General features: G+C 56.5%; 18 protein-coding genes. 10 read left to right on the top strand and 8 right to left on the bottom strand.

Translation table 11 applies throughout. From position 1 onward, the window contains the following. Positions 1 to 14: 14 nt before the first annotated feature. Together ACU4F7_RS07725 and rlmKL are read right to left on the bottom strand one after the other, a co-directional pair. Positions 15 to 1,922 carry an ABC transporter ATP-binding protein gene (locus tag ACU4F7_RS07725; RefSeq protein ID WP_481638376.1) on the bottom strand — a complete coding sequence of 636 codons (1,908 nt, stop codon included), beginning with the start codon at positions 1,920 to 1,922 and terminating at the stop codon, positions 15 to 17. Positions 1,923 to 1,928: 6 nt separating this feature from the next. After that, complete coding sequence (gene rlmKL, locus ACU4F7_RS07720) at positions 1,929 to 4,046, bottom strand: bifunctional 23S rRNA (guanine(2069)-N(7))-methyltransferase RlmK/23S rRNA (guanine(2445)-N(2))-methyltransferase RlmL (RefSeq protein WP_481638375.1); 2,118 nt, start codon at positions 4,044 to 4,046, stop codon at positions 1,929 to 1,931. Positions 4,047 to 4,145: 99 nt separating this feature from the next. On the opposite strand from rlmKL, the gene ACU4F7_RS07715 reads away from it, so the two are divergent. Further along, positions 4,146 to 5,255: a YcbX family protein gene (locus ACU4F7_RS07715; protein WP_481638374.1), complete on the top strand. Its 1,110-nt coding sequence runs from the start codon at positions 4,146 to 4,148 to the stop codon at positions 5,253 to 5,255. Here ACU4F7_RS07715 and zapC read toward each other — a convergent pair. After that, positions 5,252 to 5,794 (bottom strand): cell division protein ZapC, encoded by a 543-nt coding sequence (zapC, locus tag ACU4F7_RS07710; RefSeq protein ID WP_481638373.1) that lies wholly within the window; start codon positions 5,792 to 5,794, stop codon positions 5,252 to 5,254. The two genes, ACU4F7_RS07715 and zapC, sit on opposite strands and share 4 nt — an antisense overlap. A gap of 166 nt (positions 5,795 to 5,960) precedes the next feature. After that, entirely contained in the window at positions 5,961 to 6,971 is a 1,011-nt protein-coding gene (gene pyrD / locus ACU4F7_RS07705) for a quinone-dependent dihydroorotate dehydrogenase (RefSeq protein ID WP_029592416.1), read from the bottom strand. A 248-nt stretch (positions 6,972 to 7,219) separates the two neighbouring features. Here pyrD and ssuE point away from each other — a divergent pair, with 248 nt between their 5' ends. From ssuE to ssuB, 5 genes are read left to right on the top strand one after another with little or no spacing between them, the layout of a single operon-like run. Next, positions 7,220 to 7,795, top strand: coding sequence for an NADPH-dependent FMN reductase (ssuE, locus tag ACU4F7_RS07700; RefSeq protein WP_029592415.1), 576 nt, complete (start codon positions 7,220 to 7,222; stop codon positions 7,793 to 7,795). Next, positions 7,788 to 8,750 (top strand): aliphatic sulfonate ABC transporter substrate-binding protein, encoded by a 963-nt coding sequence (locus tag ACU4F7_RS07695; protein ID WP_481638372.1) that lies wholly within the window; start codon positions 7,788 to 7,790, stop codon positions 8,748 to 8,750. Before ssuE ends, ACU4F7_RS07695 begins: the two co-directional genes overlap by 8 nt. Beyond that, positions 8,747 to 9,892 (top strand): FMNH2-dependent alkanesulfonate monooxygenase, encoded by a 1,146-nt coding sequence (ssuD, locus tag ACU4F7_RS07690; RefSeq protein ID WP_029592412.1) that lies wholly within the window; start codon positions 8,747 to 8,749, stop codon positions 9,890 to 9,892. Before ACU4F7_RS07695 ends, ssuD begins: the two co-directional genes overlap by 4 nt. 10 nt (positions 9,893 to 9,902) lie before the next feature. Further along, positions 9,903 to 10,694, top strand: coding sequence for an aliphatic sulfonate ABC transporter permease SsuC (gene ssuC, locus ACU4F7_RS07685; protein ID WP_481638371.1), 792 nt, complete (start codon positions 9,903 to 9,905; stop codon positions 10,692 to 10,694). Next, positions 10,691 to 11,464: an aliphatic sulfonates ABC transporter ATP-binding protein gene (gene ssuB, locus ACU4F7_RS07680; RefSeq protein ID WP_481638370.1), complete on the top strand. Its 774-nt coding sequence runs from the start codon at positions 10,691 to 10,693 to the stop codon at positions 11,462 to 11,464. Before ssuC ends, ssuB begins: the two co-directional genes overlap by 4 nt. A 33-nt stretch (positions 11,465 to 11,497) precedes the next feature. Here the strand turns inward: ssuB and pepN are convergent, their stop codons facing one another. Next, a complete protein-coding gene (gene pepN / locus ACU4F7_RS07675) occupies positions 11,498 to 14,110 on the bottom strand; it encodes an aminopeptidase N (RefSeq protein ID WP_481638369.1) in 2,613 nt (870 codons plus the stop codon). Positions 14,111 to 14,373: 263 nt separating this feature from the next. On the opposite strand from pepN, the gene pncB reads away from it, so the two are divergent. From pncB to ACU4F7_RS07655, 4 genes are all read left to right on the top strand, one after another. Beyond that, positions 14,374 to 15,576 carry a nicotinate phosphoribosyltransferase gene (gene pncB / locus ACU4F7_RS07670; protein ID WP_481638368.1) on the top strand — a complete coding sequence of 401 codons (1,203 nt, stop codon included), beginning with the start codon at positions 14,374 to 14,376 and terminating at the stop codon, positions 15,574 to 15,576. A gap of 165 nt (positions 15,577 to 15,741) precedes the next feature. Further along, positions 15,742 to 17,142, top strand: a complete 1,401-nt coding sequence (gene asnS / locus ACU4F7_RS07665) for an asparagine--tRNA ligase (RefSeq protein WP_024556980.1) — start codon at positions 15,742 to 15,744, stop codon at positions 17,140 to 17,142. Between the two features lie 519 nt (positions 17,143 to 17,661). Next, entirely contained in the window at positions 17,662 to 18,771 is a 1,110-nt protein-coding gene (locus ACU4F7_RS07660; RefSeq protein ID WP_481638367.1) for a porin, read from the top strand. Between the two features lie 184 nt (positions 18,772 to 18,955). Then, positions 18,956 to 20,146, top strand: coding sequence for an amino acid aminotransferase (locus ACU4F7_RS07655; protein WP_029592406.1), 1,191 nt, complete (start codon positions 18,956 to 18,958; stop codon positions 20,144 to 20,146). 45 nt (positions 20,147 to 20,191) lie between these two features. Here the strand turns inward: ACU4F7_RS07655 and ACU4F7_RS07650 are convergent, their stop codons facing one another. From ACU4F7_RS07650 to ldtD, 3 genes are all read right to left on the bottom strand, one after another. After that, on the bottom strand, positions 20,192 to 20,839 hold the full coding sequence (locus ACU4F7_RS07650) for an MBL fold metallo-hydrolase (RefSeq protein ID WP_024556983.1): 648 nt from the start codon (positions 20,837 to 20,839) through the stop codon (positions 20,192 to 20,194). A 38-nt stretch (positions 20,840 to 20,877) separates the two neighbouring features. Next, complete coding sequence (gene mepK, locus ACU4F7_RS07645) at positions 20,878 to 21,429, bottom strand: peptidoglycan L,D-endopeptidase MepK (protein ID WP_024556984.1); 552 nt, start codon at positions 21,427 to 21,429, stop codon at positions 20,878 to 20,880. Between the two features lie 179 nt (positions 21,430 to 21,608). Further along, positions 21,609 to 23,444 carry a L,D-transpeptidase gene (gene ldtD / locus ACU4F7_RS07640; protein ID WP_481638366.1) on the bottom strand — a complete coding sequence of 612 codons (1,836 nt, stop codon included), beginning with the start codon at positions 23,442 to 23,444 and terminating at the stop codon, positions 21,609 to 21,611. Positions 23,445 to 23,457 lie beyond the last annotated feature (13 nt).

The raw sequence follows: 23,457 nt of genomic DNA, 5'->3' as shown, positions 1-23,457 counted from the left end.
CGGGGCTTCCTTATTTACTCACCGTTTTTCAGAGACTCCAGGTATTCCCAGCGTTCAAACGCTTCCTCCAGCGCTTTTTCCGCCGCCGCCAGCTCCTCCAGCACGCGCTGCGTGACATCGTGCGGCTGGTTAAAGAACGCCGCGTCGCTAACCTGCGCCTGCAGAGCTTCCATCTCCGCCTCCAGCTTTTCCAGCCGCTCAGGCAGTTGTTCCAGTTCACGCTGCAAGTTATAGCTTAGTTTGTTAGCGGCGCGTTTGACAGTTTCCGGCTTTGCGGCGGGCGCTGGCGTTGTTTTTTTCTGCGTCGGCTCACGCAGTGCAGCGCTTGCGGCCTGCTGACCGCGCGCATCATGATAGCCGCCGACATACTGGCCGATGCGACCTTCCCCCTCGAAAATCCAGCATTCAGTCACCGTATTGTCGACAAACTGGCGGTCATGGCTAACCAGCAGCACGGTGCCCTGATAACTGTCGATGAGCTCTTCAAGCAGCTCCAGCGTTTCCACGTCGAGATCGTTGGTGGGTTCGTCGAGAATCAGCAAGTTGCTGGGTTTGAGGAACAGGCGCGCCAGCAGCAGGCGGTTACGCTCGCCGCCAGAGAGCGCCCGGACCGGCGTCATGGCGCGTTTCGGGTGGAACAGGAAGTCCTGCAGATAGCCCAGTACGTGACGCGGCTTACCGTTGACCATCACTTCCTGTTTGCCTTCGGCCAGGTTGTCCATCACGGTTCTTTCCGGGTCCAGCTCTGCGCGATGCTGGTCGAAATAGGCGACTTCAAGTTTGGTGCCCACATGTACGCGGCCGCTGTCCGCGTTAAGCTGGCCGAGCATCAGCTTAAGCAGCGTGGTTTTGCCACAGCCGTTAGGGCCAATCAGCGCGATTTTGTCGCTGCGCTGCACCTGGGCGCTGAAATCTTTCACCAGCACCCGGTCGGCCAGGCGATAGCTGACCTCTTCCAGTTCGAAAACAATTTTGCCTGAACGGGTCGCCTCTTCCACCTGCATCTTCGCGCTGCCCATCACGTCGCGGCGTTCGCTGCGTTCGCGGCGCATCGCTTTTAGCGCACGGACGCGACCTTCGTTACGGGTGCGGCGAGCTTTGATGCCCTGGCGGATCCACACCTCTTCCTGCGCCAGCTTGCGATCGAATTCCGCGTTTTGCAGCTCTTCCACGCGCAGCGCTTCTTCTTTAGCGAGCAGATATTTATCGTAATCGCCAGGATAAGAGACCAGCTTGCCGCGATCCAGGTCAACGATGCGCGTCGCCATGTTGCGAATAAAGGAGCGGTCGTGGGAGATAAAAACAATGCTGCCGGAGAAGGTTTTCAGGAACCCCTCCAGCCAGTCGATAGTTTCAATATCCAGATGGTTAGTCGGTTCGTCGAGCAGCAGCACGCGCGGCCCGCTGACCAGCGCGCGACCAAGCGCGGCTTTGCGCAGCCAGCCGCCGGAAAGCGAGGCGAGCGGCGCATCGGCGTTCAGACCGAGTTGCGCCAGCACTTCGGTGATGCGGCTGTCAAGCTGCCACAGGCCGTGATGATCGAGCATTTCCTGCACCTGGGCCAGTTCAGCCAGGTTTTTCTCACTCGGATCGCTCATCACGTTATGGGAGAGCTCGTGGTAGCGCTTGAGGTATTCCGCCTGCGCTTCCACCCCTTCGGCAACAAAGTCGTATACGCTGCCAGCGACGTCGCGCGGAGGATCTTGTTGCAGACGAGCCACAATCAGATCCTGTTCGTAGATAATTCGGCCATCGTCCAGCGGCACTTCGCGGTTCAAAATTTTCATCAGGGTCGATTTGCCGGCCCCGTTGCGCCCGACCAGGCAGACGCGCTCATTTTCCTCGATATGCAGTTCGGCGTTATCGAGAAGCGGCGCATCGCTGAAGGAGAGCCAGGCGCCATGCATACTGATTAAAGACATACTTCGTTATTCCTTACCGGCGTGGGTGACCAGCCAGCAATTGTGAATGTGACGGTTACGGGCAAAATCCTGCGACTGGGTTTTCTGCGTAATTTCCTGCGCCTGAAGCCCCAGCGCCGCTATACCCTCGTGGTCCATGCGAAAGCCGCGCTTGTTGTTGGAGAACATAATGGTGCCGCCTTTTCTTAACATCCGCTTGAGATCCTTCATCAGTTGCAGATGGTCGCGCTGCACGTCAAATGCCTCATCCATACGTTTTGAGTTAGAAAACGTCGGCGGGTCGATAAAAATCAGATCGAACTGTTCATTCGCTTCACGCAGCCAGCTCAGGCAATCTGCCTGAATAAGCCGGTGCGCGCGCCCGCTTAACCCATTAAGGCGCAAGTTTCGCTCTGCCCACTCCAGATAAGTGCGCGACATATCGACTGTGGTCGTAGACCGGGCGCCGCCCAGGCCCGCATGAACGCTGGCGCTGCCGGTATAAGAAAAAAGATTCAGGAAATCTTTGCCTTTACTCATCTCGCCCAGCATACGGCGGGCGATGCGGTGGTCGAGAAACAGGCCCGTATCAAGATAATCCGTCAGGTTTACCCACAGACGCGCGTTATATTCCCGCACCTCCATGAATTCGCCCTTCTCCGCCATCTTCTGGTACTGGTTCTTGCCTTTCTGACGTTCGCGGGTTTTCAGCACCAGTTTATTCGGCGCCAGGCCCAGCACGGAAATCGTCGCGGCGATAACGTCGAACAGGCGCTGGCGCGCTTTCGCCGGGTCGATGGTCTTTGGCGGCGCATACTCCTGAATCACCACCCAGTCGGCATAGCGGTCTACCGCCACGTTGTAGTCCGGCAGGTCGGCATCATAAATGCGATAGCACTCAATCCCCTCCTGCTTTGCCCATTTGTCCAGCTTTTTAAGATTCTTGCGCAGGCGATTGGCATAATCTTCAGCCAGTTGCGCAGGCTCCGCGCCTGCCGCGGTTTCCGCCAGCTGATAGTTTTTCTGTACGCAGTCGAGCGGGCCGTTCTTCGCTTTAAACTGGCGGTCGGCGCGCAGCTGCAAACAACTTAATAACTCCGGCGAGGCGCTAAAGAGGGAAAGCGTCCAGCCGCCGAACTGGCTTTTCATGGTTCGGCCAAGCAGGCTGTGCAGCGCAATCAGCGCGGGTTCGCTTTCCAGGCGCTCGCCGTAAGGCGGGTTGCTGATAACGGCGCCGTGCGGCCCTTCCGGCTGCGGGTTTTTCAGCTGCGCGACATCCTGCACGGAGAAAGCAATAAGATCCGCAAGGCCGGCGCGACGGGCGTTAGTGCGGGCGCGTTCAATGACGCGCGGGTCGTTATCCGATCCATAAAAGCGCGACGCGTATTCGCTAAGCCCGCGGCGGGCGCGGACTTGCGCTTCGGTTTTTACCGCTTTCCACGTGTTTTCGTCGTGCTGCGACCAGCCGGTAAAGCCCCAGCGGGTGCGATGCAGGCCCGGCGCGCGATCGGTGGCGATCATGGCCGCCTCAATCAGCAACGTGCCGGAGCCGCACATCGGGTCGAGCAGCGGCGTGCCCGGCTGCCAGCCGGAGCGCATGACAATGGCCGCCGCCAGGTTTTCTTTAATCGGCGCCTGACCTGTGCGATCGCGGTAGCCGCGCTGATGCAGCCCTTCGCCGCTAAGGTCGATGGCGATGCTGGCGGTTTCTTTATTCAACCAGACGTTGATGCGCAGGTCCGGCGCTTCGCGATCGACCGTCGGACGCGGCAGATTTTTACGGGTAAAGGCATCGACGATGGCGTCTTTCACCTTCATCGCCCCGTACTGGCTGTTGCGGATGGTGTCGTTCAGACCGCTGAAGTGAACCGCGAAGGTAGCATCCGGCGCCAGAAGCGAGGTCCAGTCGATAGCCTGAACGCCCAGATAGAGGTCCAGGTCGCTGTAAACTTTGCATTCGCCGAGCGGCAGCAAAATACGTGAAGCCAGACGGCTCCACATCAGGCTCTGGTAAAGCAGCGTAGTGTCGCCTTCAAAATGCACGCCACCCTGAACCACCTGACAGCGCTCGGCGCCGAGGCTCTCCAGTTCAGTTTTTAACAGCTCTTCCAGACCACGCGCCGTACTGGCAAACAAAGAATTCATATTGTCACTTCGTTAAAAAGAAAATTGTTGCGCATTATAGCTAATCCACCACGCATGTCATAAAGTTGCCCTTTTATTTGTTCAGGCATGGAGGGCGCAATGATCGCATTGTCACGGCTTTATATTCACCCGGTAAAATCGATGCGCGGTATTCAGCTGTCGCACGCGCTGGCGGATGTCAGCGGCCTCGCTTTCGACCGCATTTTTATGGTGACCGAGACGGATGGCACCTTTATTACCGCACGCCAGCATCCGCAAATGGTATTGTTCACCCCCGCCATGCTGCATGACGGCCTCTACCTTGCCGCGCCGGACGGCAGTTCCGCGACGATTCGCTTTGCCGACTTTGCGCCTGAACCTTCGCCTACCGAAGTGTGGGGCAACCACTTCACCGCGCTGATCGCGCCTGCCGCCATTAATCGCTGGCTGAGCGGATTTTTCGGGCGTGACGTGCAACTGCGCTGGGTCGGCCCGGCGCTTACCCGTCGGGTGAAGCGTCACCAGGAAGTGCCGCTCTCCTTCGCCGACGGTTACCCCTACCTGCTCACCAACGAAGCCTCGCTGCGCGACCTGCAAAACCGCTGTAAAGCAAGCGTCGCCATGAACCAGTTTCGCCCAAACCTGGTGGTCAGCGGCGCCGGCGCCTGGGAAGAAGATAGCTGGAAAGTCGTGCGCATCGGCGAGGTGGTCTTTGATGTCGCCAAGCCCTGCAGCCGCTGCATTTTTACGACCGTCAGCCCGGAAAAAGGACGTAAACATCCCGCTGGCGAACCGCTGGCGACGCTGCAAACCTTCCGCACCGCCCAGGATAATGGCGATGTCGATTTTGGCCAAAACCTGATTGCCCGCAACAGCGGCATTGTACGCGTAGGCGATGAAGTAGAAATCCTTGAGCGCAAACCGGCAAAACGGTACGGCGCTGGTGAAGTGGCGGAAAGCATCGCGACGCAAAGCGTACCCGAAGGCGTGGTAGAGATTGAATGGCAGGGACAAACCTTTCGCGGCAACAACCAACAGATACTGCTGGAACAGCTGGAGCAGCAGGGCATCCGCGTCCCCTACTCCTGTCGGGCGGGCATTTGCGGCAGTTGCCGCATTACGCTTGTCGAAGGTGAAGTGCAGCCGCTTAAGCAGAACGCCGTTCGCAACGACGGCACTATTTTATGCTGTAGCTGCGTGCCGCGCGGCCCGGTAAAGCTTGCGGGTTAAACGGCTTGATCGAGGCTGAGGCTTTCCGGCACCGCCTGAAGCTTCAGCCTGTCGTTCATGATTTTAATCGCGTCGCCAAGCTGCATAGCGCGCCCGGCGAGATTCAGCGCAGGCTGCGCCAGCAGGCAAAGCGTCGCGTTCTCGCCCGGCTCCACCACCAGCAGGTTTACCGGCTCAGAGGTATCGCTCAGCCAGACGCAAGCGGCGTCGCCACAGCGCGGCGTATCGCTATCGCCATGAGAAATAAAGTGCCAGCTTTTCGGCATTTGCGGCTTAAGAAAGCGGATAGCGACCAGCGCGTTCAGCACCAGCTCCGCACGCTGCTCGGCGCTAAGCAGCAGGTCGCGGCATTTTTCTTCGAAGGAAAAATAGAGGGCGGCGTCATCAACGCAAAAGCCAGCGGGTGAGAAGGCATCCGGCGTGAGCATTTTACGGGCGAAGCGTGAGCGAAAGATCATGCCATTGGCCAGATCGAGCATCATCCGATCGTGCTCTTCATCAAAATACCAACGCCAGTTATCGTCCGGCTTAATCCGCATAATTTGCCCCCAACCGCTTAAATGCCAACGAATATCTCTCTTTTTGCCGCTGCGTTTATTCTCTGAAAAAACAAAATAGTACAAAAGTATAAATAAGCAACATCTGGCGGACTATAAAACAACCAGGGCTGAAAATAAAGCCCTGGTCGGTCTGAAAAGGGCATGTTCAGAGGTGGGTGACAATCTCTTTAATCAGCGGCGGGCCTTTAAAAATAAAGCCGGAATAAATTTGTACGAGCGTAGCACCTGCGGCCATTTTCTCGCGTGCGGCAACGACCGAATCAATCCCGCCGACGCCGATAATCGGCAGCGCGCCTTTTAATTCCAGACTCAGGCGACGAATAATTTCCGTGCTTTTTAACTGCAGCGGCCGACCGCTCAACCCGCCGGTTTCATCACAATGTTTCATTCCCTGAACGAGGCTTCGGTCGAGCGTCGTATTTGTGGCAATAACCCCATCGATATTATGGCGAACCAGACTGTCGGCCACCTGAATTAATTCTTCTTCGGTCAAATCCGGGGCAATTTTCACCGCCAGCGGCACATATTTATGATGACGGTTTTGCAGGTCGCGCTGCTTTTCTTTAATCGCCGAGAGTAAATCATCCAGCGCTTCGCCATATTGCAGCGTGCGTAACCCGGGCGTATTAGGCGAAGAGATATTGATCGCGATATAACCGGCATAGGGATAAACTTTCTCCATGCAAATCAGGTAGTCATCTTTGCCCTGCTCAACCGGCGTGTCTTTATTCTTGCCGATATTAATCCCCAGCACGCCGTCGAAATGCGCCTTTTTGACATTCTCGACCAGGTTATCCACGCCGAGATTATTAAAGCCCATGCGGTTAATTAGCCCTTCCGCTTCCACCAGACGGAAGATGCGCGGCTTGTCGTTGCCCGGCTGCGGGCGCGGCGTGACGGTGCCAATTTCGATGGAACCAAACCCCATTGCGCCAAATGCATCAATGCACTCGCCATTTTTATCAAGCCCGGCGGCAAGACCCAGCGGATTTTTAAACGTTAATCCCATGCAGGTAACCGGCTTTGTCGGCACAGACTGATGCACCAGCTTTTCCAGCGGCGTACCCGTTACGCGGCGTAACTGTTGAAAGGTAAATTCATGAGCGCGCTCGGGGTCGAGCTGAAAAAGGGCTTTTCGAACGAAGGGGTAGTACATGAACTCTCCTGGATTCCCGGTGTGCAAACCGGGGCGCTATTATCCGCGATTGCTTTCACAAAGTGAATTGACCTGCGGCAAAAAAGCGCCCCGCCAGGCAAACGTTTTCCTTTTTTCGGCTGCTTTATGCGTTTTTTGGCATAGCGTCGCCGGAAATTTTAGTTAGTGACGCCTGCGGCTTCTGACACTATTTCATCAATTGTTATCAATGTTACCCAAAAGCAAACAATTGGTTATAAGGAGCCGTCATGCGAGTCATTACTCTGGCCGGAAGCCCGCGCTTCCCCTCACGCTCCAGCGCTTTACTGGAGTATGCCCGGGATAAGCTGAACAAATCGGGCGTGGAAGTGTGTCACTGGCATCTGCAAAACTTCGCCCCGGAGGATTTGCTCTATGCTCGCTTTGACAGTCCTGCGCTGCGCACGTTGATTGAACAGCTGGAAGGCGCAGATGGGTTGATCATCGCCACCCCCGTCTATAAAGCCTCTTTCTCCGGCGCATTGAAAACGCTGCTGGATCTGCTGCCCGAACGGGCGCTGGAGAAAAAGGTGGTATTGCCGCTCGCCACCGGCGGCACCGTCGCTCATCTGCTCGCGGTGGATTACGCCCTAAAGCCTGTTTTGAGCGCATTAAAAGCGCAGGAGATCCTGCATGGCGTGTTTGCTGACGACAGTCAGATAAAGGATTACCAGCATAAGCCCGCTTTTACGCCCAACCTGCACCAGCGTCTGGATGCTGCGCTGGAAACGTTCTGGCAGGCGCTGCACCGCCGCGAAGTCAACGTTGCTTTCCCTTTTGCTGAACAAGGAGCGATTCATGCTTAATTTTCTTCGCCGCGCGGCGCTGGTAGGGCTGCTGGCGCTGCCTTTAACCCTTAACGCCGCTGAAACGGCGCCGCAGGCGCTGAGGATTGGTTATCAGAAAGGCTCGGTCAGCATGGTGCTGGCGAAAAGCCACCAGTTTTTAGAAAAGCGCTATCCAAATACCCGAATCAGTTGGGTTGAATTCCCGGCCGGGCCGCAGTTGCTTGAAGCGCTGAACGTCGGCAGCATCGATTTAGGCAGTACGGGGGATATTCCGCCTATCTTTGCCCAGGCGGCGGGTGCGGACCTGGTCTATATCGGTTCCGAACCACCAAAACCGAAAGCCGAGGTGATACTGGTGCCGGAAAACAGCCCGTTGAAAAGCGTGGCGGATCTGAAAGGCCATAAGGTGGCGTTCCAGAAAGGCTCCAGCTCACACAATCTGCTGTTGAGGGCGCTGCAAAAAGCGGGACTCTCATTTAACGATATCCAGCCAGCCTTCCTTACTCCCGCCGATGCCCGCGCCGCTTTTCAACAGGGCAACGTAGACGCCTGGGCTATCTGGGACCCGTACTATTCCGCCGCGCTGCTGCAGGGCGGCGTGCGCGTGCTGACTGATGGCAGCGACCTGAATCTGACCGGTTCGTTTTACCTCGCTGCTCGCCCGTATGCTGAGAAAAACGGCGCTTTCCTGCAAAGCGTATTGCAGACCTTCAGCGAGGCGGACGCGCTGACGCGCAGCCAGCGCGATGAAAGCGTGAAGCTGCTGGCGCAAAGCATGGGGCTGCCGGAGCCGGTTATCGCCAGTTATCTTGATCATCGCCCGCCTACCGCCATTAGGCCAGTAAATGAAGAGACCGCCGTGCGTCAGCAACACACCGCCGATCTGTTTTATGACAACCACCTGGTGCCGAAAAAAGTGGATATCCGCACCCGCATCTGGCAACCCGCAGAGACGAAAGGAGCTAAATCATGAGTCTGAACCTGTTCTGGTTTCTACCCACCCATGGCGATGGCCATTACCTCGGCAGCGATGACGGCGCGCGCCCGGTGGACTACGGCTACCTGCAACAGATAGCGCAGGCGGCGGACCGACTGGGCTTTACCGGCGTGTTGATCCCGACAGGCCGCTCCTGCGAGGATGCGTGGCTGGTGGCGGCATCAATGATCCCGGTTACTCAGCGGCTGAAGTTTCTGGTGGCGCTGCGCCCAAGCGTGATATCACCGACCGTCGCAGCGCGTCAGGCGGCTACGCTCGACCGGCTTTCCAACGGACGAGCGCTCTTTAACCTGGTGACAGGCAGCGACCCGCAGGAGCTCGCCGCCGACGGCGTCTTCCTCGATCATACTGAGCGCTATGAAGTGTCGGCCGAGTTTACCCGCGTCTGGCGCAGGCTGCTGGAGGGGGAAACGGTGGATTATGAAGGCAAGCATATTCGCGTACGCGGCGCAAAGCTGCTTTTCCCGCCCGTGCAGCAGCCGCGACCGCCGCTCTACTTTGGCGGCTCGTCCGATGTGGCGCAGGACCTGGCCGCTGAACAGGTCGACCTCTATTTGACCTGGGGCGAGCCGCCGGAGCAGGTAAAAGAGAAAATCGCGCAGGTACGCGCTAAGGCAGCGTTGCACGGGCGCAGCGTGCGTTTTGGCATTCGTTTACACGTAATTGTGCGTGAAACTAACGAAGAAGCCTGGCGGGCGGCCGATCGGCTGATTGAAAAAGTGGATGACGAAACCATCAGCAAGGCGCAGGCGGCGTTAGCCCGCACCGATTCCGTCGGCCAGCACCGTATGGCGGCGCTGCACAACGGCAAACGCGACAACCTTGAAATCAGCCCTAACCTCTGGGCGGGCGTCGGGCTGGTGCGCGGCGGCGCAGGCACGGCGCTGGTGGGCGACGGCCCCACGGTGGCGGCGCGCATTAATGAGTATGCCGCGCTGGGTATCGACAGCTTTATTCTTTCCGGCTATCCGCATCTGGAAGAGGCTTACCGCGTAGGCGAACTGCTCTTCCCGCATCTGGATATCGCTATCCCGCAAGTGCCGCAGCCGCAGAGGTTGCAGCAACAAGGCGAGGCCGTGGCCAATGAATTTCTGCCGCGCCGGGTAGCGCAAAGCTAAGGAGGACGGCATGGCGACGACTTCACGCAAGTGGCTCTACCGGGCCGCGCCCTGGCTGCTGCCGATAGGCATCATTGTTATCTGGCAATTCGCTTCGCAAACGGGCTGGCTCTCCACACGCATTTTACCCTCCCCGGAAGGGGTGGTGGAGGCGTTCTGGAACCTTTCGGCGAGCGGCGAGCTCTGGCATCACCTCGCCATTAGCGCCTGGCGAGCGCTGATTGGTTTCTCGATTGGCGGCGCGATTGGCCTGGCGCTCGGTCTTATCAGCGGCCTTTCACGTTGGGGAGAACGGCTGCTTGATACCTCTATCCAAATGCTGCGCAACGTGCCGCATCTGGCGCTTATCCCGCTGGTTATCCTCTGGTTCGGCATTGATGAGAGCGCCAAAATTTTCCTGGTGGCGCTCGGAACGTTTTTTCCGATTTACATCAATACCTGGCACGGGATCCGCAACATCGACCACGGGTTGCTGGAAATGGCGCGCAGCTACGGTCTTTCGGGCTTCAGCCTGTTTGCGCAGGTGATCCTGCCAGGCGCCCTTCCCTCCATTATGGTCGGCGTGCGCTTCGCGCTGGGGTTGATGTGGCTGACGCTTATCGTGGCGGAAACCATTTCGGCGAATGCCGGCATCGGCTATCTGGCGATGAATGCGCGCGAATTTCTGCAAACCGACGTGGTGGTGGTCGCCATCATTCTTTACGCCCTGCTTGGCAAGCTAGCTGACATAAGCGCCCAGCGGCTTGAGCGTCTCTGGCTGCGCTGGCATCCGGCCTACAGGCAACAGGAGAAAACCGCATGAATACGGCAAGGCTGAATCAGGGTACGCCGTTGCTGCTGGATGGCGTAACCAAACGTTACGGCGACAAAACCATTCTTGATGGACTGAACCTGCATATTCCCGCCGGGCAGTTTGTGGCGGTGGTCGGGCGCAGCGGCGGCGGAAAGAGCACGCTGCTGCGCCTGCTCGCGGGGCTTGAAGAGCCGGACGGCGGCGTTTTGCGGGCGGGCAATGCGTTGCTCGGCGAAGCGCAGGAGGAGACGCGCCTGATGTTCCAGGATGCGCGCCTGCTGCCCTGGAAAAAAGTAATTGATAACGTTGGGCTGGGGCTAAGGGGCGACTGGCGGCCCACGGCGCGCGAGGCGCTGGCGGCCGTCGGGCTTGAAAGCCGCGCCAGCGAATGGCCGGCTGCGCTCTCAGGCGGACAAAAACAGCGCGTGGCGCTTGCCCGGGCGTTGATTCATCGCCCTGGTCTTCTGTTGCTGGATGAACCCCTTGGCGCGCTTGATGCGCTCACCCGACTCGAAATGCAGGCGCTTATTACCGCGCTCTGGCAGCAGCATGGTTTCACCGTTCTGCTGGTAACGCATGATGTAAGTGAAGCGGTGGCGATGGCGGACCGGGTGCTGCTGATTGAAGACGGGAAAATTGGTCTCGATCTCCCGGTTGAACTCGCGCGTCCCCGGCGCACCGGCTCGCCGCGGCTGGCGGAACTGGAAGCAGAAGTGCTGGAGCGGGTAATGCGCAAAAGCGAACAGGAATTTGTGGCGCGGCGCGTCAGTCACGGGTAAGAAAAAGCCCTGCGATATGCAGGGCTTTTTGTATTACGCCAGCGCCTTACTGATTTTCTCGTAGAGATCGCCAGAAAGGTTCGGCAGCGCCCTGAGCGTTTCCAGCGCGGCGCGCATCAGCGCCTGACGGCTGGCATCATAGCGCTTCAGGCGGATGAGCGGCTCTATCAGGCGGGAGGCCACTTGCGGGTTGCGGCTGTTGAGCTCGGTGAGCATTTCCACCATAAACTGATAGCCGCTGCCGTCCTCGGCATGGAACGCCGCCGGGTTGCTGCCTGCGAATGCGCCAATCAGCGAGCGTACGCGGTTCGGGTTGCCGAGGCTGAACGAACGGTGGTTGAGCAACTCACGCACTTTTTGCAGCGCATTTTGCGCCGGGCTGGTCGCCTGCAGGATGAACCATTTGTCCATCACCAGGCCATCCTGATGCCATTTCTCGTCGTACTCCGCCAGCAGCGCGTCGCGGCAAGGCAGTTGCGCCCCGACCGCAGCGGCCAGCGCGGCCAGCGCATCGGTCATGTTGTCCGCGGAATGATACTGCTGGCTGACCAGCTTGTCGGCCAGTTGGACATCGCCAAACGCCAGATAGTGCAGGCAGATGTTACGCAGCGCGCGCTTGCCGATGTCAGCGTGATCGACGCGGTAGCCTTCGAGCTTCGTGGCGTTGTACACCGCAAGGAATTCATCCGCCAGTTCGGTCGCCAGCGTGCGGGTCAGCGCCTGATGCACCGCCGCGATAGCCTGCGGGTCGATAGTCTGGAACAGCTCGGCCATCTCATTTTGCGACGGCAGCGTGAGAATTTCCGCCGCCAGCGCCGGGTCGATAGTGTCATCCAGCAAAATGGCGCGGAAAGCGTCCGCTACATGCAACGGCAGCGAAAGCGGCTGCTGCTGCTGGAAGCGAGCCACGTTTAGCTTGATGTACGTCGCCAGCAGGCTTTGCGCCGCGTCCCAGCGGGAGAAATCGTTACGCGCGTGGCGCATCAGGAACGTGAGCTGCTGATCGCTCCACTTATATTCAAGCTTCACAGGCGCGGAGAATTCGCGCAGCAGCGAAGGCACGGGCTGGCACGGCACATTGTCAAAGACAAAAGTCTGCTCCGACTGGGTCAGGTTCAGCACGTTCGATACCGGATGGCCTTCACGCTGCAAAGCGATAACCTTGCCTTCGTGATCGTAGAGTTCGATATCGAACGGGATATGCAGCGGCAGTTTCTCTTGCTGATCCGGCGTCGGCGGCGTGTGTTGCGTCAGCTTCAGCGTATATTGCTCAGCCTGTGGATCGTAATCGTCCTGCGCCGTGACAACCGGCGTGCCGGACTGGCTGTACCAGCGGCGGAAGTGTGAAAGGTCAACATTTGACGCGTCCTCCATCGCCTGCACAAAATCGTCGCAGGTGGCGGCACTGCCGTCGTGGCGCTCAAAATAGAGCTGCATCCCTTTCTGGAAATTCTCTTCGCCGAGCAGGGTATGCATCATGCGAATCACTTCCGACCCTTTTTCATAAACAGTCAGAGTGTAGAAGTTGTTCATTTCGATGACCATATCCGGGCGGATCGGGTGCGCCATCGGGCTTGCGTCTTCAGCAAATTGTAAACCGCGCATGGTGCGCACGTTGCTGATGCGGTTAACGGCGCGGGAGCCGAGATCCGAACTGAACTCCTGGTCGCGGAAAACGGTCAGCCCCTCTTTCAGGCTGAGCTGGAACCAGTCGCGGCAGGTGACGCGGTTGCCGGTCCAGTTGTGGAAATATTCGTGGCCGATTACGCGCTCAATGTTCAGGTAATCTTTATCGGTTGCCGTTTCGGCGCGAGCCAGCACGAATTTGGAGTTAAAGACGTTAAGGCCTTTGTTCTCCATCGCGCCCATATTAAAGAAGTCCACCGCGACTATCATATAAATGTCGAGATCGTACTCCAGGCCAAAGCGCTGCTCGTCCCACTTCATGGAGTTTTTCAGCGAGGTCATCGCCCAGCTGGCGCGATCGAGATTGCCGCGATCGACGAAGAGCTCCAGCGCGACTTCCCGCCCTGAACGGGTGGTAAAGGTGTCGCGCAGCACGTCGAAATCTCCCGCTACCAGCGCAAACAAATAGCACGGTTTAGGGAACGGGTCCTGCCACTGCGTCCAGTGACGACCGCCTTCCAGCTCGCCCTGGCCTACACGGTTGCCGTTGGAAAGCAGGAAGGGGTATTTGGTTTTATCGGCGATGATTTTCGTCGTGAAACGGGCCAGCACGTCCGGGCGGTCCAGGTACCAGGTAATATGACGAAAGCCTTCCGCTTCGCACTGTGTGCAGAGCGCTTCGCCCGACTGATAAAGCCCTTCCAGCGCGGTATTGGTCGCCGGACTGATGGTATTGACGATTTTAAGGGTGAAGCGCTCCGGCAGATTCTCAAGGACTAACGCGCCCTCTTCCAGTCGATAATCCTGCCAGGGAGCATCATTAATATGTAAAGAAACCAGGGTAAGGTCTTCGCCGTCGAGACGCAGCGGCGGCGCGTCGGCTGCATTACGGCTAATCTGGCTTACCGCTGTGACCACGGTTTGGGCGGCATCCAGTTCAAAGGTCAAGTCAATATCGCTGATGAAATAGTCCGGCGCACGGTAGTCGTGGCGGTATTTGGCTTGTGGCTGTTGAGTCATATAAAACCTTATGCATGGTTTGTATGGTTACGCCTCAGTCTATTCCTGTTGCGATAATGTTGCCATGCAGAATCTTTATCTTTTCCGTGGCCCCATGCAGCTTTGCTACATTTAGATAACATAGGCACAAAATGCCCTCGACCTGCGACAGGGGTTGTGTTGTGATCCTGCTTCAATAAACCGATAATCAGGGTATACTCCTGCGTCTTTATCTGCTTAGCCCTTGATGGAAACGCTCCTGTGAGAGGATGCCATTTCGCACCATGACACAATTCGCTTCCCCCATACTGCAAACGCTGCTGGACACCGATGCCTATAAACTGCATATGCAGCAGGCGGTATTCCACCACTATTATGATGTGCATGTCGCAGCAGAATTTCGCTGTCGTGGTGACGACCTGCTGGGCATTTATGCTGAGGCTATCCGCGAACAGGTGGACGCCATGCAGCATCTCGCGCTTAGCGAAGAGGAGTTCCAGTGGCTCTCCGGCCTGCCTTTCTTTAAAGCTGACTACCTCGACTGGCTTAAAACATTCCGCTTTGACCCTTCGCAGGTCGATATCAGCAACGATAACGGTAAGCTGAATATCCGCTTAAGCGGGCCATGGCGTGAAGTCATTCTGTGGGAAGTGCCGCTGCTTGCGGTTATCAGCGAACTGGTGCACCGCTTCCGTTCCCCTGATGCGAACGTCCAACTGGCGCTTGAGCACCTTGAAAGCAAACTCGCTGATTTTCGTACTCTGACCGCTGACCTCGACCTCAGCGCATTCCGTCTGATGGACTTCGGCACCCGTCGCCGCTTCTCCCGCGACGTTCAGCAGGCCATTGTCGAACGTTTGCAGCAGGAACCCTGGTTTATCGGCACCAGCAACTACGATCTCGCACGCCGTCTTTCGCTCACGCCAATGGGCACCCAAGCGCACGAATGGTTCCAGGCGCACCAGCAGATTAGCCCGGTTCTTGCTAACAGCCAGATCGCGGCGCTGCGGGCGTGGCTTGATGAGTACCCGAACCAGCTCGGCATCGCGCTCACGGACTGCATTACTATGGATGCTTTCCTGCGCGATTTCGGTCCTGATTTCGCTACCCGTTATCAGGGCTTGCGTCATGACTCGGGAGACCCGGTGCAATGGGGCGAAAAGGCTATCGCGCACTACGAGCGCCTTGGTATCGACCCGCTCAGCAAAACGCTGGTGTTCTCCGATAACCTCGATTTGCCGAAAGCTATCTTGCTTTATCGCCACTTCGCTTCACGCGTTCAGCTCGGTTTTGGCATCGGCACCCGACTGACCTGCGATATTCCCGGCGTAAAACCGCTCAACATCGTGATTAAGCTTGTGGAATGCAACGGCAAACCGGTGGCGAAGCTCTCCGACAGCCCTGGCAAAACCATCTGCCACGACAAAGCGTTTGTACGCGCGTTGCGCAAGGCTTTCGACCTGCCGCAGGTTAAAATCGCCAGTTAACCCCTTCCGGGAGCGGCTTCGCTCCCGAATCCCCCTCTCCTTTCCGATTTCTTTGTTTCACGCCGCGAATTCTGCTTGTCTGATGGCGCGCGCCAGGTAACATAGATAACCCCCCTCGTTGGGGCTAAAGGATTTTATGTTTGACCATTAACCAGAGAGAAAATTATGAGCGTTGTGCCTGTAGCCGACGTACTCCAGGGCCGCGTAGCCGTTGACCAAGAAGTCACCGTGCGCGGGTGGGTGCGTACCCGTAGAGATTCAAAAGCTGGCCTCTCCTTCCTCGCCGTCTATGACGGTTCCTGCTTTGATCCCGTACAGGCTGTCATTAATCATTCTCTGCCCAATTACAATGATGAAGTGCTGCGCCTGACCACCGGCTGCTCCGTGATTGTGACCGGCGTGGTGGTGGAATCGCCAGGCCAGGGCCAGAGCTTTGAGCTGCAGGCGACGCGCGTTGAAGTCACCGGGTGGGTCGATGACCCGGATACCTATCCGATGGCGGCAAAGCGCCACAGCATCGAATATCTGCGTGAAGTGGCGCATCTGCGCCCGCGCACCAATATGATTGGCGCGGTTGCCCGCGTGCGTCACACGCTGGCGCAGGCGCTGCACCGTTTCTTCCACGAGCAGGGCTTCTTCTGGGTTTCAACGCCGCTGATTACCGCCTCCGATACGGAAGGCGCAGGCGAGATGTTCCGTGTTTCAACACTGGATCTGGAGAACCTGCCGCGTACTGGCGAAGGCAAAGTCGATTTCGATAAGGATTTCTTCGGTAAAGAAGCGTTCCTCACCGTTTCCGGCCAGCTCAATGGCGAAACTTACGCCTGCGCGCTGTCCAAAATCTATACCTTCGGGCCGACTTTCCGTGCGGAAAACTCTAACACCAGCCGTCACCTGGCGGAGTTCTGGATGCTGGAGCCGGAAGTGGCGTTTGCCGATCTGAACGATGTGGCAAGCCTCGCCGAAGCGATGCTGAAGTATGTGTTCAAAGCTGTGCTGGACGAGCGCATGGACGACATGAAATTCTTCGCCGAGCGCGTGGATAAAGATGCCGTTGAACGCCTGCAGCGCTTCATTTCCGCCGATTTCGCCCAGGTGGATTACACCGACGCGGTGGCCATCCTTGAAAAGTGCGGCGAGAAGTTTGAAAACCCGGTTTACTGGGGCGTGGATCTGGCTTCCGAGCATGAACGTTATCTGGCCGAGAAACACTTCAAAGCGCCGGTCGTGGTGAAAAACTATCCGAAAGATATTAAGGCCTTCTATATGCGCCTTAATGAAGATGGCAAAACCGTGGCGGCAATGGACGTGCTTGCGCCAGGCATCGGTGAAATCATCGGCGGCTCCCAGCGTGAAGAGCGTCTGGATGTGCTGGACGCCCGCATGGAAGAGATGGGCCTTAATAAAGAAGATTACTGGTGGTATCGCGATCTGCGCCGTTACGGCACCGTACCCCACTCCGGTTTCGGCCTGGGCTTTGAGCGCTTAATCGCTTACGTCACCGGCGTACAGAACGTGCGTGACGTTATCCCCTTCCCGCGCACCCCGCGTAACGCTAACTTCTGATTTTTCTCTAAGGGCCAGCTCGCTGGCCCTTTTCATTCCTGCATCCACTCGCTTCAAACAGAAATATTTTCCAACATAATTAAATCCACACAGACATTGCAACTTTACAAAACCGCACGCTATAGCATATTTGCTCATCTTTTACACAGCCATCCAGCCATCTAAAGACCAGAGATAAGAAAAGGTGAGATGAGTATCATTCTTGCATAAGCAAAGGCTTTTGCTTAATTAACTATAAGCAATTCATATATATAGATAAGAAATGCGCAAAAACCATTCACCTAAAGAATGAAATTTGAGATGGTTCACAAAGTTCCCGAAAATACATAAATTCTTACACAATATTTCTTTTTGTTACTGCTTTTAGATATTTGTAGCACTTTCAGGCTAGCGAAACGTGAATATGAATGGAAAGATGCCTTCAGACACAGAAAGACACCAAACTCTCATCAATAGTTCCGTACAGAATTATTGACGGCAGTGGCAGGTGTTCATAAAAACCAATGAGGGTAATAAATAATGATGAAGCGCAATATTCTGGCAGTGGTAATCCCTGCCCTGCTGGTAGCCGGTGCAGCTAACGCTGCAGAAATCTACAACAAAAACGGCAACAAACTGGATCTGTACGGCAAAGTAAACGCTGAACACGATTTCGTTACTTCTGGCGACAACACCAATAACGCTGACGCCACCTATGCCCAGTTGGGTTTCAAAGGCGAAACGCAGATTAACGATCAGCTGACCGGTTTCGGCCAGTGGGAATACCGTACCTATGCCAGCGCTGCTGAAGCTGAGCAGGGTCAGAATAACGCTAACCGTACTCGTCTGGCTTTTGCTGGTCTGAAAATTGCAGATGCAGGCTCCATCGATTACGGCCGTAACTACGGCATCGTTTACGACGTAGAATCTTTCACTGATATGGCGCCGACCTGGTCTGGCGAAACCTGGGGCGGCGGTTACGTTGATAACTTCATGACCAGCCGTTCTACTGGCCTGCTGACCTACCGCAACAGCAACTTCTTCGGTCTGGTTGACGGCCTGTCCTTCGGCGTACAGTACCAGGGCAAAAACGAGCGTTCCGATCTGCGTCGCGCCAACGGCGACGGCGTTGGTTACTCTCTGGGTTACGATTTCGGCGAAGGCTTCAGCGTAATCGGTGCTTACAGCAACTCTAACCGTACCCTTGGCCAGAAAGAAGATGGCAAAGGCGATAACGCTGAGTCCTGGGCTGTTGGTGCCAAATATGACGCTAACAACCTGTACCTGGCGACTGTATACGCTGAAACGCGTAATACCAGCATCCTGTCTGACAGCAGCGACACCATTTACGATGTTGCTAACAAAACTCAGAACTTCGAAGTTATGGCACAGTATCAGTTTGACTTTGGTCTGCGTCCGTCTCTGTCCTATGTTCAGTCTAAAGGCAAAGACCTGACCGGCGTTGCGGGCGGCGATGCTGACCTGGCTAAATATGTAGAAGTGGGTGCGACTTACTACTTCAACAAAAACTTCAACGTTTCTGCTGACTACCGTATCAACCTGCTTGATGAAGATGAGGCTGCTCGCACCGGCGGCGGCTGGGTTGGTTCTGACGACCAACTGGGCCTGGCAGCAGTTTACCAGTTCTAATCAGCACAACCTTGTTGTCTGAGAGTGAAAAAACAGGGCTTCGGCCCTGTTTTTTTATGGGCGAAAGCAAAAACGTTTATCTTTTGCGATCCCGCTAACTTTTCAGGGCAAACGGTTGGCATTTTGTAAATCTCCCGTTAACCTGATAGCGAATTTCCCTTCTGACATCACAATGGAATCCGTCATGTTTGAGAATATTACCGCCGCCCCTGCCGACCCTATTCTGGGCCTGGCCGACCTTTTTCGCGCCGACGATCGTCCCAGCAAAATCAACTTAGGGATCGGCGTTTATAAAGATGAAACCGGCAAGACGCCGGTGCTGACCAGCGTTAAGAAAGCAGAGCAGTATCTGCTGGAAAACGAAACCACGAAAAACTATCTCGGCATCGACGGTATTCCTGAATTCGGCCACTGCACCCAGGAGTTGCTGTTCGGCAAAGGCAGCGCCATTATCAATGATAAACGCGCCCGTACGGCGCAAACGCCAGGCGGCACCGGCGCGCTTCGCGTAGCAGCGGATTTTCTTGCTAAAAACACCAGCGTAAAACGCGTATGGGTAAGCAACCCGAGCTGGCCGAACCATAAAGGCGTGTTTAATTCCGCCGGTCTGGAAGTGCGTGAATACGCTTACTACGATGCGCAGAACCACGCGCTGGACTTCGAAGGGCTGATCAACAGCCTGCAGGAAGCGCAGGCTGGCGACGTGGTGCTGTTCCACGGCTGCTGCCATAACCCGACCGGTATCGACCCGACGTTGGAACAGTGGGAACAGCTGGCGAAGCTTTCCGTTGAGAAAGGCTGGCTGCCGCTGTTCGACTTCGCTTATCAGGGCTTTGCCCGCGGTCTGGAAGAAGATGCGGAAGGCCTGCGCGCGTTTGCAGCGCTGCATAAAGAGCTTATCGTGGCGAGTTCCTTCTCGAAAAACTTTGGCCTGTACAACGAGCGCGTAGGCGCCTGCACGCTGGTTACTGCGGATGCGGAAACCGCCGACCGCGCATTCAGCCAAATGAAATCCTGTATTCGCGCTAACTATTCCAACCCGCCAGCACACGGCGCGGCGGTAGTCGCGACTATCCTCAGCAACGACGCGCTGCGCGCTATCTGGGAACAGGAACTGACCGACATGCGTCAGCGCATTCACCGTATGCGTCAGCTGTTCGTTAACACGCTGGCGGAAAAAGGCGCCGATCGCGATTTCAGCTTCATCACCAAACAGAACGGCATGTTCTCGTTCAGCGGCCTGACCAAAGAGCAGGTGCTGCGTCTGCGCGAAGAGTTTGGCGTTTACGCTGTGGCGTCGGGTCGTGTGAACGTGGCAGGGATGACGCCGGATAACATGGCGCCGCTGTGCGAGGCGATTGTCGCTGTGCTGTAAGCGAACGCGCATAAAAAAGGCCGCATTACGCGGCCTTTTTTTGTGTTACCAGACAGGCTGTTCATCCTGCAAAAACGGATTATGCAGACGCTCATAGCCGAGCGTGGATACAGGGCCATGTCCGGGAATAAAGGTGACATCATCGCCCAGCGGCAGCAGTTTACGCTTGATAGCGTCAATCAACTGGCCGTGGTCGCCGCGCGGAAAATCGCTGCGGCCTACTCCGCCTTTGAAAATCACATCACCGGAAACCAGCAGACGCGATTTTTCATCGAAAAAGACGATATGGCCAGGCGTGTGGCCCGGGCAATGCAGCACCTGTAACGTGATGTTGCCAACGTTAACCGTATCCTTTTCGCTAAGCCAGCGGTCCGGCGTCAATGGCTGACACTCATCCAGACCGAACATTCGGCTTTGCTGCGGCAAGCCTTGCAGCCAGAACTCATCTTCTTTTTCCGGGCCGACAATCGGTACGCCGTAATGCGAAGCGAGCTCCGCCGCCGCGCCGACATGGTCGAGATGGCCATGAGTTAACAGGATTTGCTTGACGGTGACGTTACAGGAAGCCACCTCCACCTTAATGCGCGCCGCGTCGCCGCCTGGGTCCACCAGCGCCGCCTCGCCTGTTTCCTCACACCAGATTAACGAGCAGTTCTGCGCGAACGCCGTTACCGGAATAATATGATGGTTCATACCGCTCCTTTACCCGGCTCGCGCCGGAACCGTATTATTTACCAGTGCCTTACCGGCCCGGTATCAATATGCACAAAGTTACTGCTGGGGTAATATCCTACACCACCTGAGCGCAGAGATAACGCGGCTTTGCGAATATTGCTGAGCGAAATGCCTTCAATATGGAAGTCCATCGCCTGGCCTTTGGTGTGGTAGCTGTTTTTTGCCACACCGCGGCTGTGGGCGCGCAATTCATTGTTGGTATCACGTGAACGATAACCGGAAATTAGCTGTACCGGTCGACGAGTGCCAAGCAGTCCCTGCAGGCGATAAAGCTGGTCAAACAGAGCGGGGTCGATGGCTTTTACTTTATTCGCGCGGAAATCACGGAAGAAATGATTAAGCTTTGCTAATTCATCCTGAATATAGCCCCGGCCATCGAAAAACTCGGCCTTGATCGACTCCCCGGTGTGGAGATTATTCAGCGTTAAAATACGCGGACGTGGCGTCGAGAGGGTTGCAAAAGCGGGCGTCGGCAGGATAGCGGCCGCGCCCAGCGCAGCGCCACCTAACGCCAGCAATTTGCGGCGATTAGCGTCAATATTATCCATGATAAAAGTCTACAAGTCTGGGTGATCGTTTAATGCACTTCTGGCGCAAGAGAGCGCACCATAACTGTCGTAGAAGAACTCGTCAAGACAGGCGAAACCCAGTAAAAACGGGCCTTGCAGCGATGCAGGCCCGTTTTTTTCTCGTTATTCTGACGCTTAACTTTTTGACGTCGCTGAAGTTAGCGGATCAATTTTTCAGCTTTTGACAAGATTTGTGCGCCCGATCGCGCGGTCTGATCATAATTGTAAATATCTGTACGATACTGGGTACGGCCATCTTCACCGACAAAGGCGGTCAGATAATAAAGGTTGACCGGGATAGACTGCCGGATATTGACGTAGCGCGTATTGCCCTCCTTCAGCGCCGTGGAAATCCGCGTGTCGTTCCAGCCCGCATCCTGCAAGAGCATGTTAGCTAACTCAGATGCTTTATTAACGCGCACGCAGCCGGAGCTCAGCGCCCGTACATCCTTCTGGAAGAGATTATGGTTCGGCGTATCGTGCAGGTAAATCGCATCGGAACTGGGCATATTGAACTTATAGCGTCCCAGCGAGTTGTGATCGCCCGGCGCCTGCTGGAAGCGGAAAGGCAGGTTGCCCGGCGTAATGGTGCCCCAGTCGACCATATAGGGGTCTATCACCTCAGCATTACTGCTCCAGCCTCGCAGCACCGTGTAGTTATGACGCGCCAGATAGCCCGGGTCATTCCACACCTTCGGCAGGATATCCTTGCGGGCAAGCGTTGGCGGCACGTTCCATGGCGGATTGACCACCACGTTGTTAAGCGCGCTGCTCATTAATGGCGTTTTCCGGTCCGGCCTGCCGACAATCACTTTTGAAGCCAGCACCTCTGTGCCGTTCTGGTAATAAACCAGCGAGAATTCTGGAATATTGACCATGATGCCGGTGTTGAGTTTGCCAGGCAGCAAACGCAGGCGTTGGATGTTAAGCGCCAGCAACCCGGCGCGCTGCGCGGGGCTGACGTTGAGCCAGTCGCGGGTGGACTGTCCAATCACGCCATCAGCGCCCAGTCCCTGCCACTTCTGGAACCGTTTTACCGCCGCCACAAGTTCACTATCGTAAATGCCGCGGGTTTGCGCCGCTTTCGACTTCGCGCCGCGCGGCGTTTCGCTAACGGCGGAAGGGCTAACTACCGCGTTATCGGCGCTGGCATCCCCTGGCAGCACGATTTCCGGCCCGCCATCAAGCATGCCGTTACGCTGGAGAATTTCACGCAGCGCGCCGATATCATTGCTCCACTGGCCAGGGCTTAGTTTAGCTTTGCTTACCAGTTGCGGCCATGGACGGTTGTCCGCTACCAGACGCAGCAGGGATTCATGCATAGCGGCATATTGCGGATGCTGCGGAGCAAGCGAGGCGACAAACGCCTGCAACGAGCCATTATCCAGCGCCGTTTGCCACTGGTTGATAACAGAAAGCGGCGGCGTTTCCGCCTTATAAGGTTTGCTGCTGTACAGCCAGCGGTTGCCCTGGGTGGGAATGCCTGCCACGAACTGTAAATAGCCCATCATGGCGTCTGACAGCACAATATCGCGCGCCATGCCCGTGACGGCGGGATCGGTAAGTTGCTCAATCCAGGCGGTGAATTGCGGCTGGAAGCCCGCGATGGCCACTTCCGCCAGCTGCTGCTGAAAGGCTTGTACCGCATCGCGATTTTCCCACATGGGTTTCATTTCGCGCGCGGCATAGAGCGCGGAGAGCGCGTTCAGATAAACCGGTTTATACCCCGCCGGCAATTGCGATTCGATTTGTGAACGGCTTTGCGCAGCGGACATGCCCTCATTAAGAGGTTGAATGCCAGCCATCATTGCCGTCGAGGCAGCCTGGGCGAGCGGTTGCGCAAGCGCTGTCGGCTGTACGCCCGCGGTCGCCGTACTGTCACTCGGCACGACTTCAGGCTCGTCGGCCTGAACACTAAACAGCGGAGCGAAACCGAGGGCCACGCACAAGCTAAGCGTCGACCATCGTAACCGTTGCATATTGTTAAGCACCATCCCTTGCCCCCTG

It is taken from the genome of Franconibacter pulveris, assembly GCF_056780215.1.
Note: the sequence above shows the minus strand (reverse complement) of the source record. Positions and strands in the feature narration are given on the sequence as shown.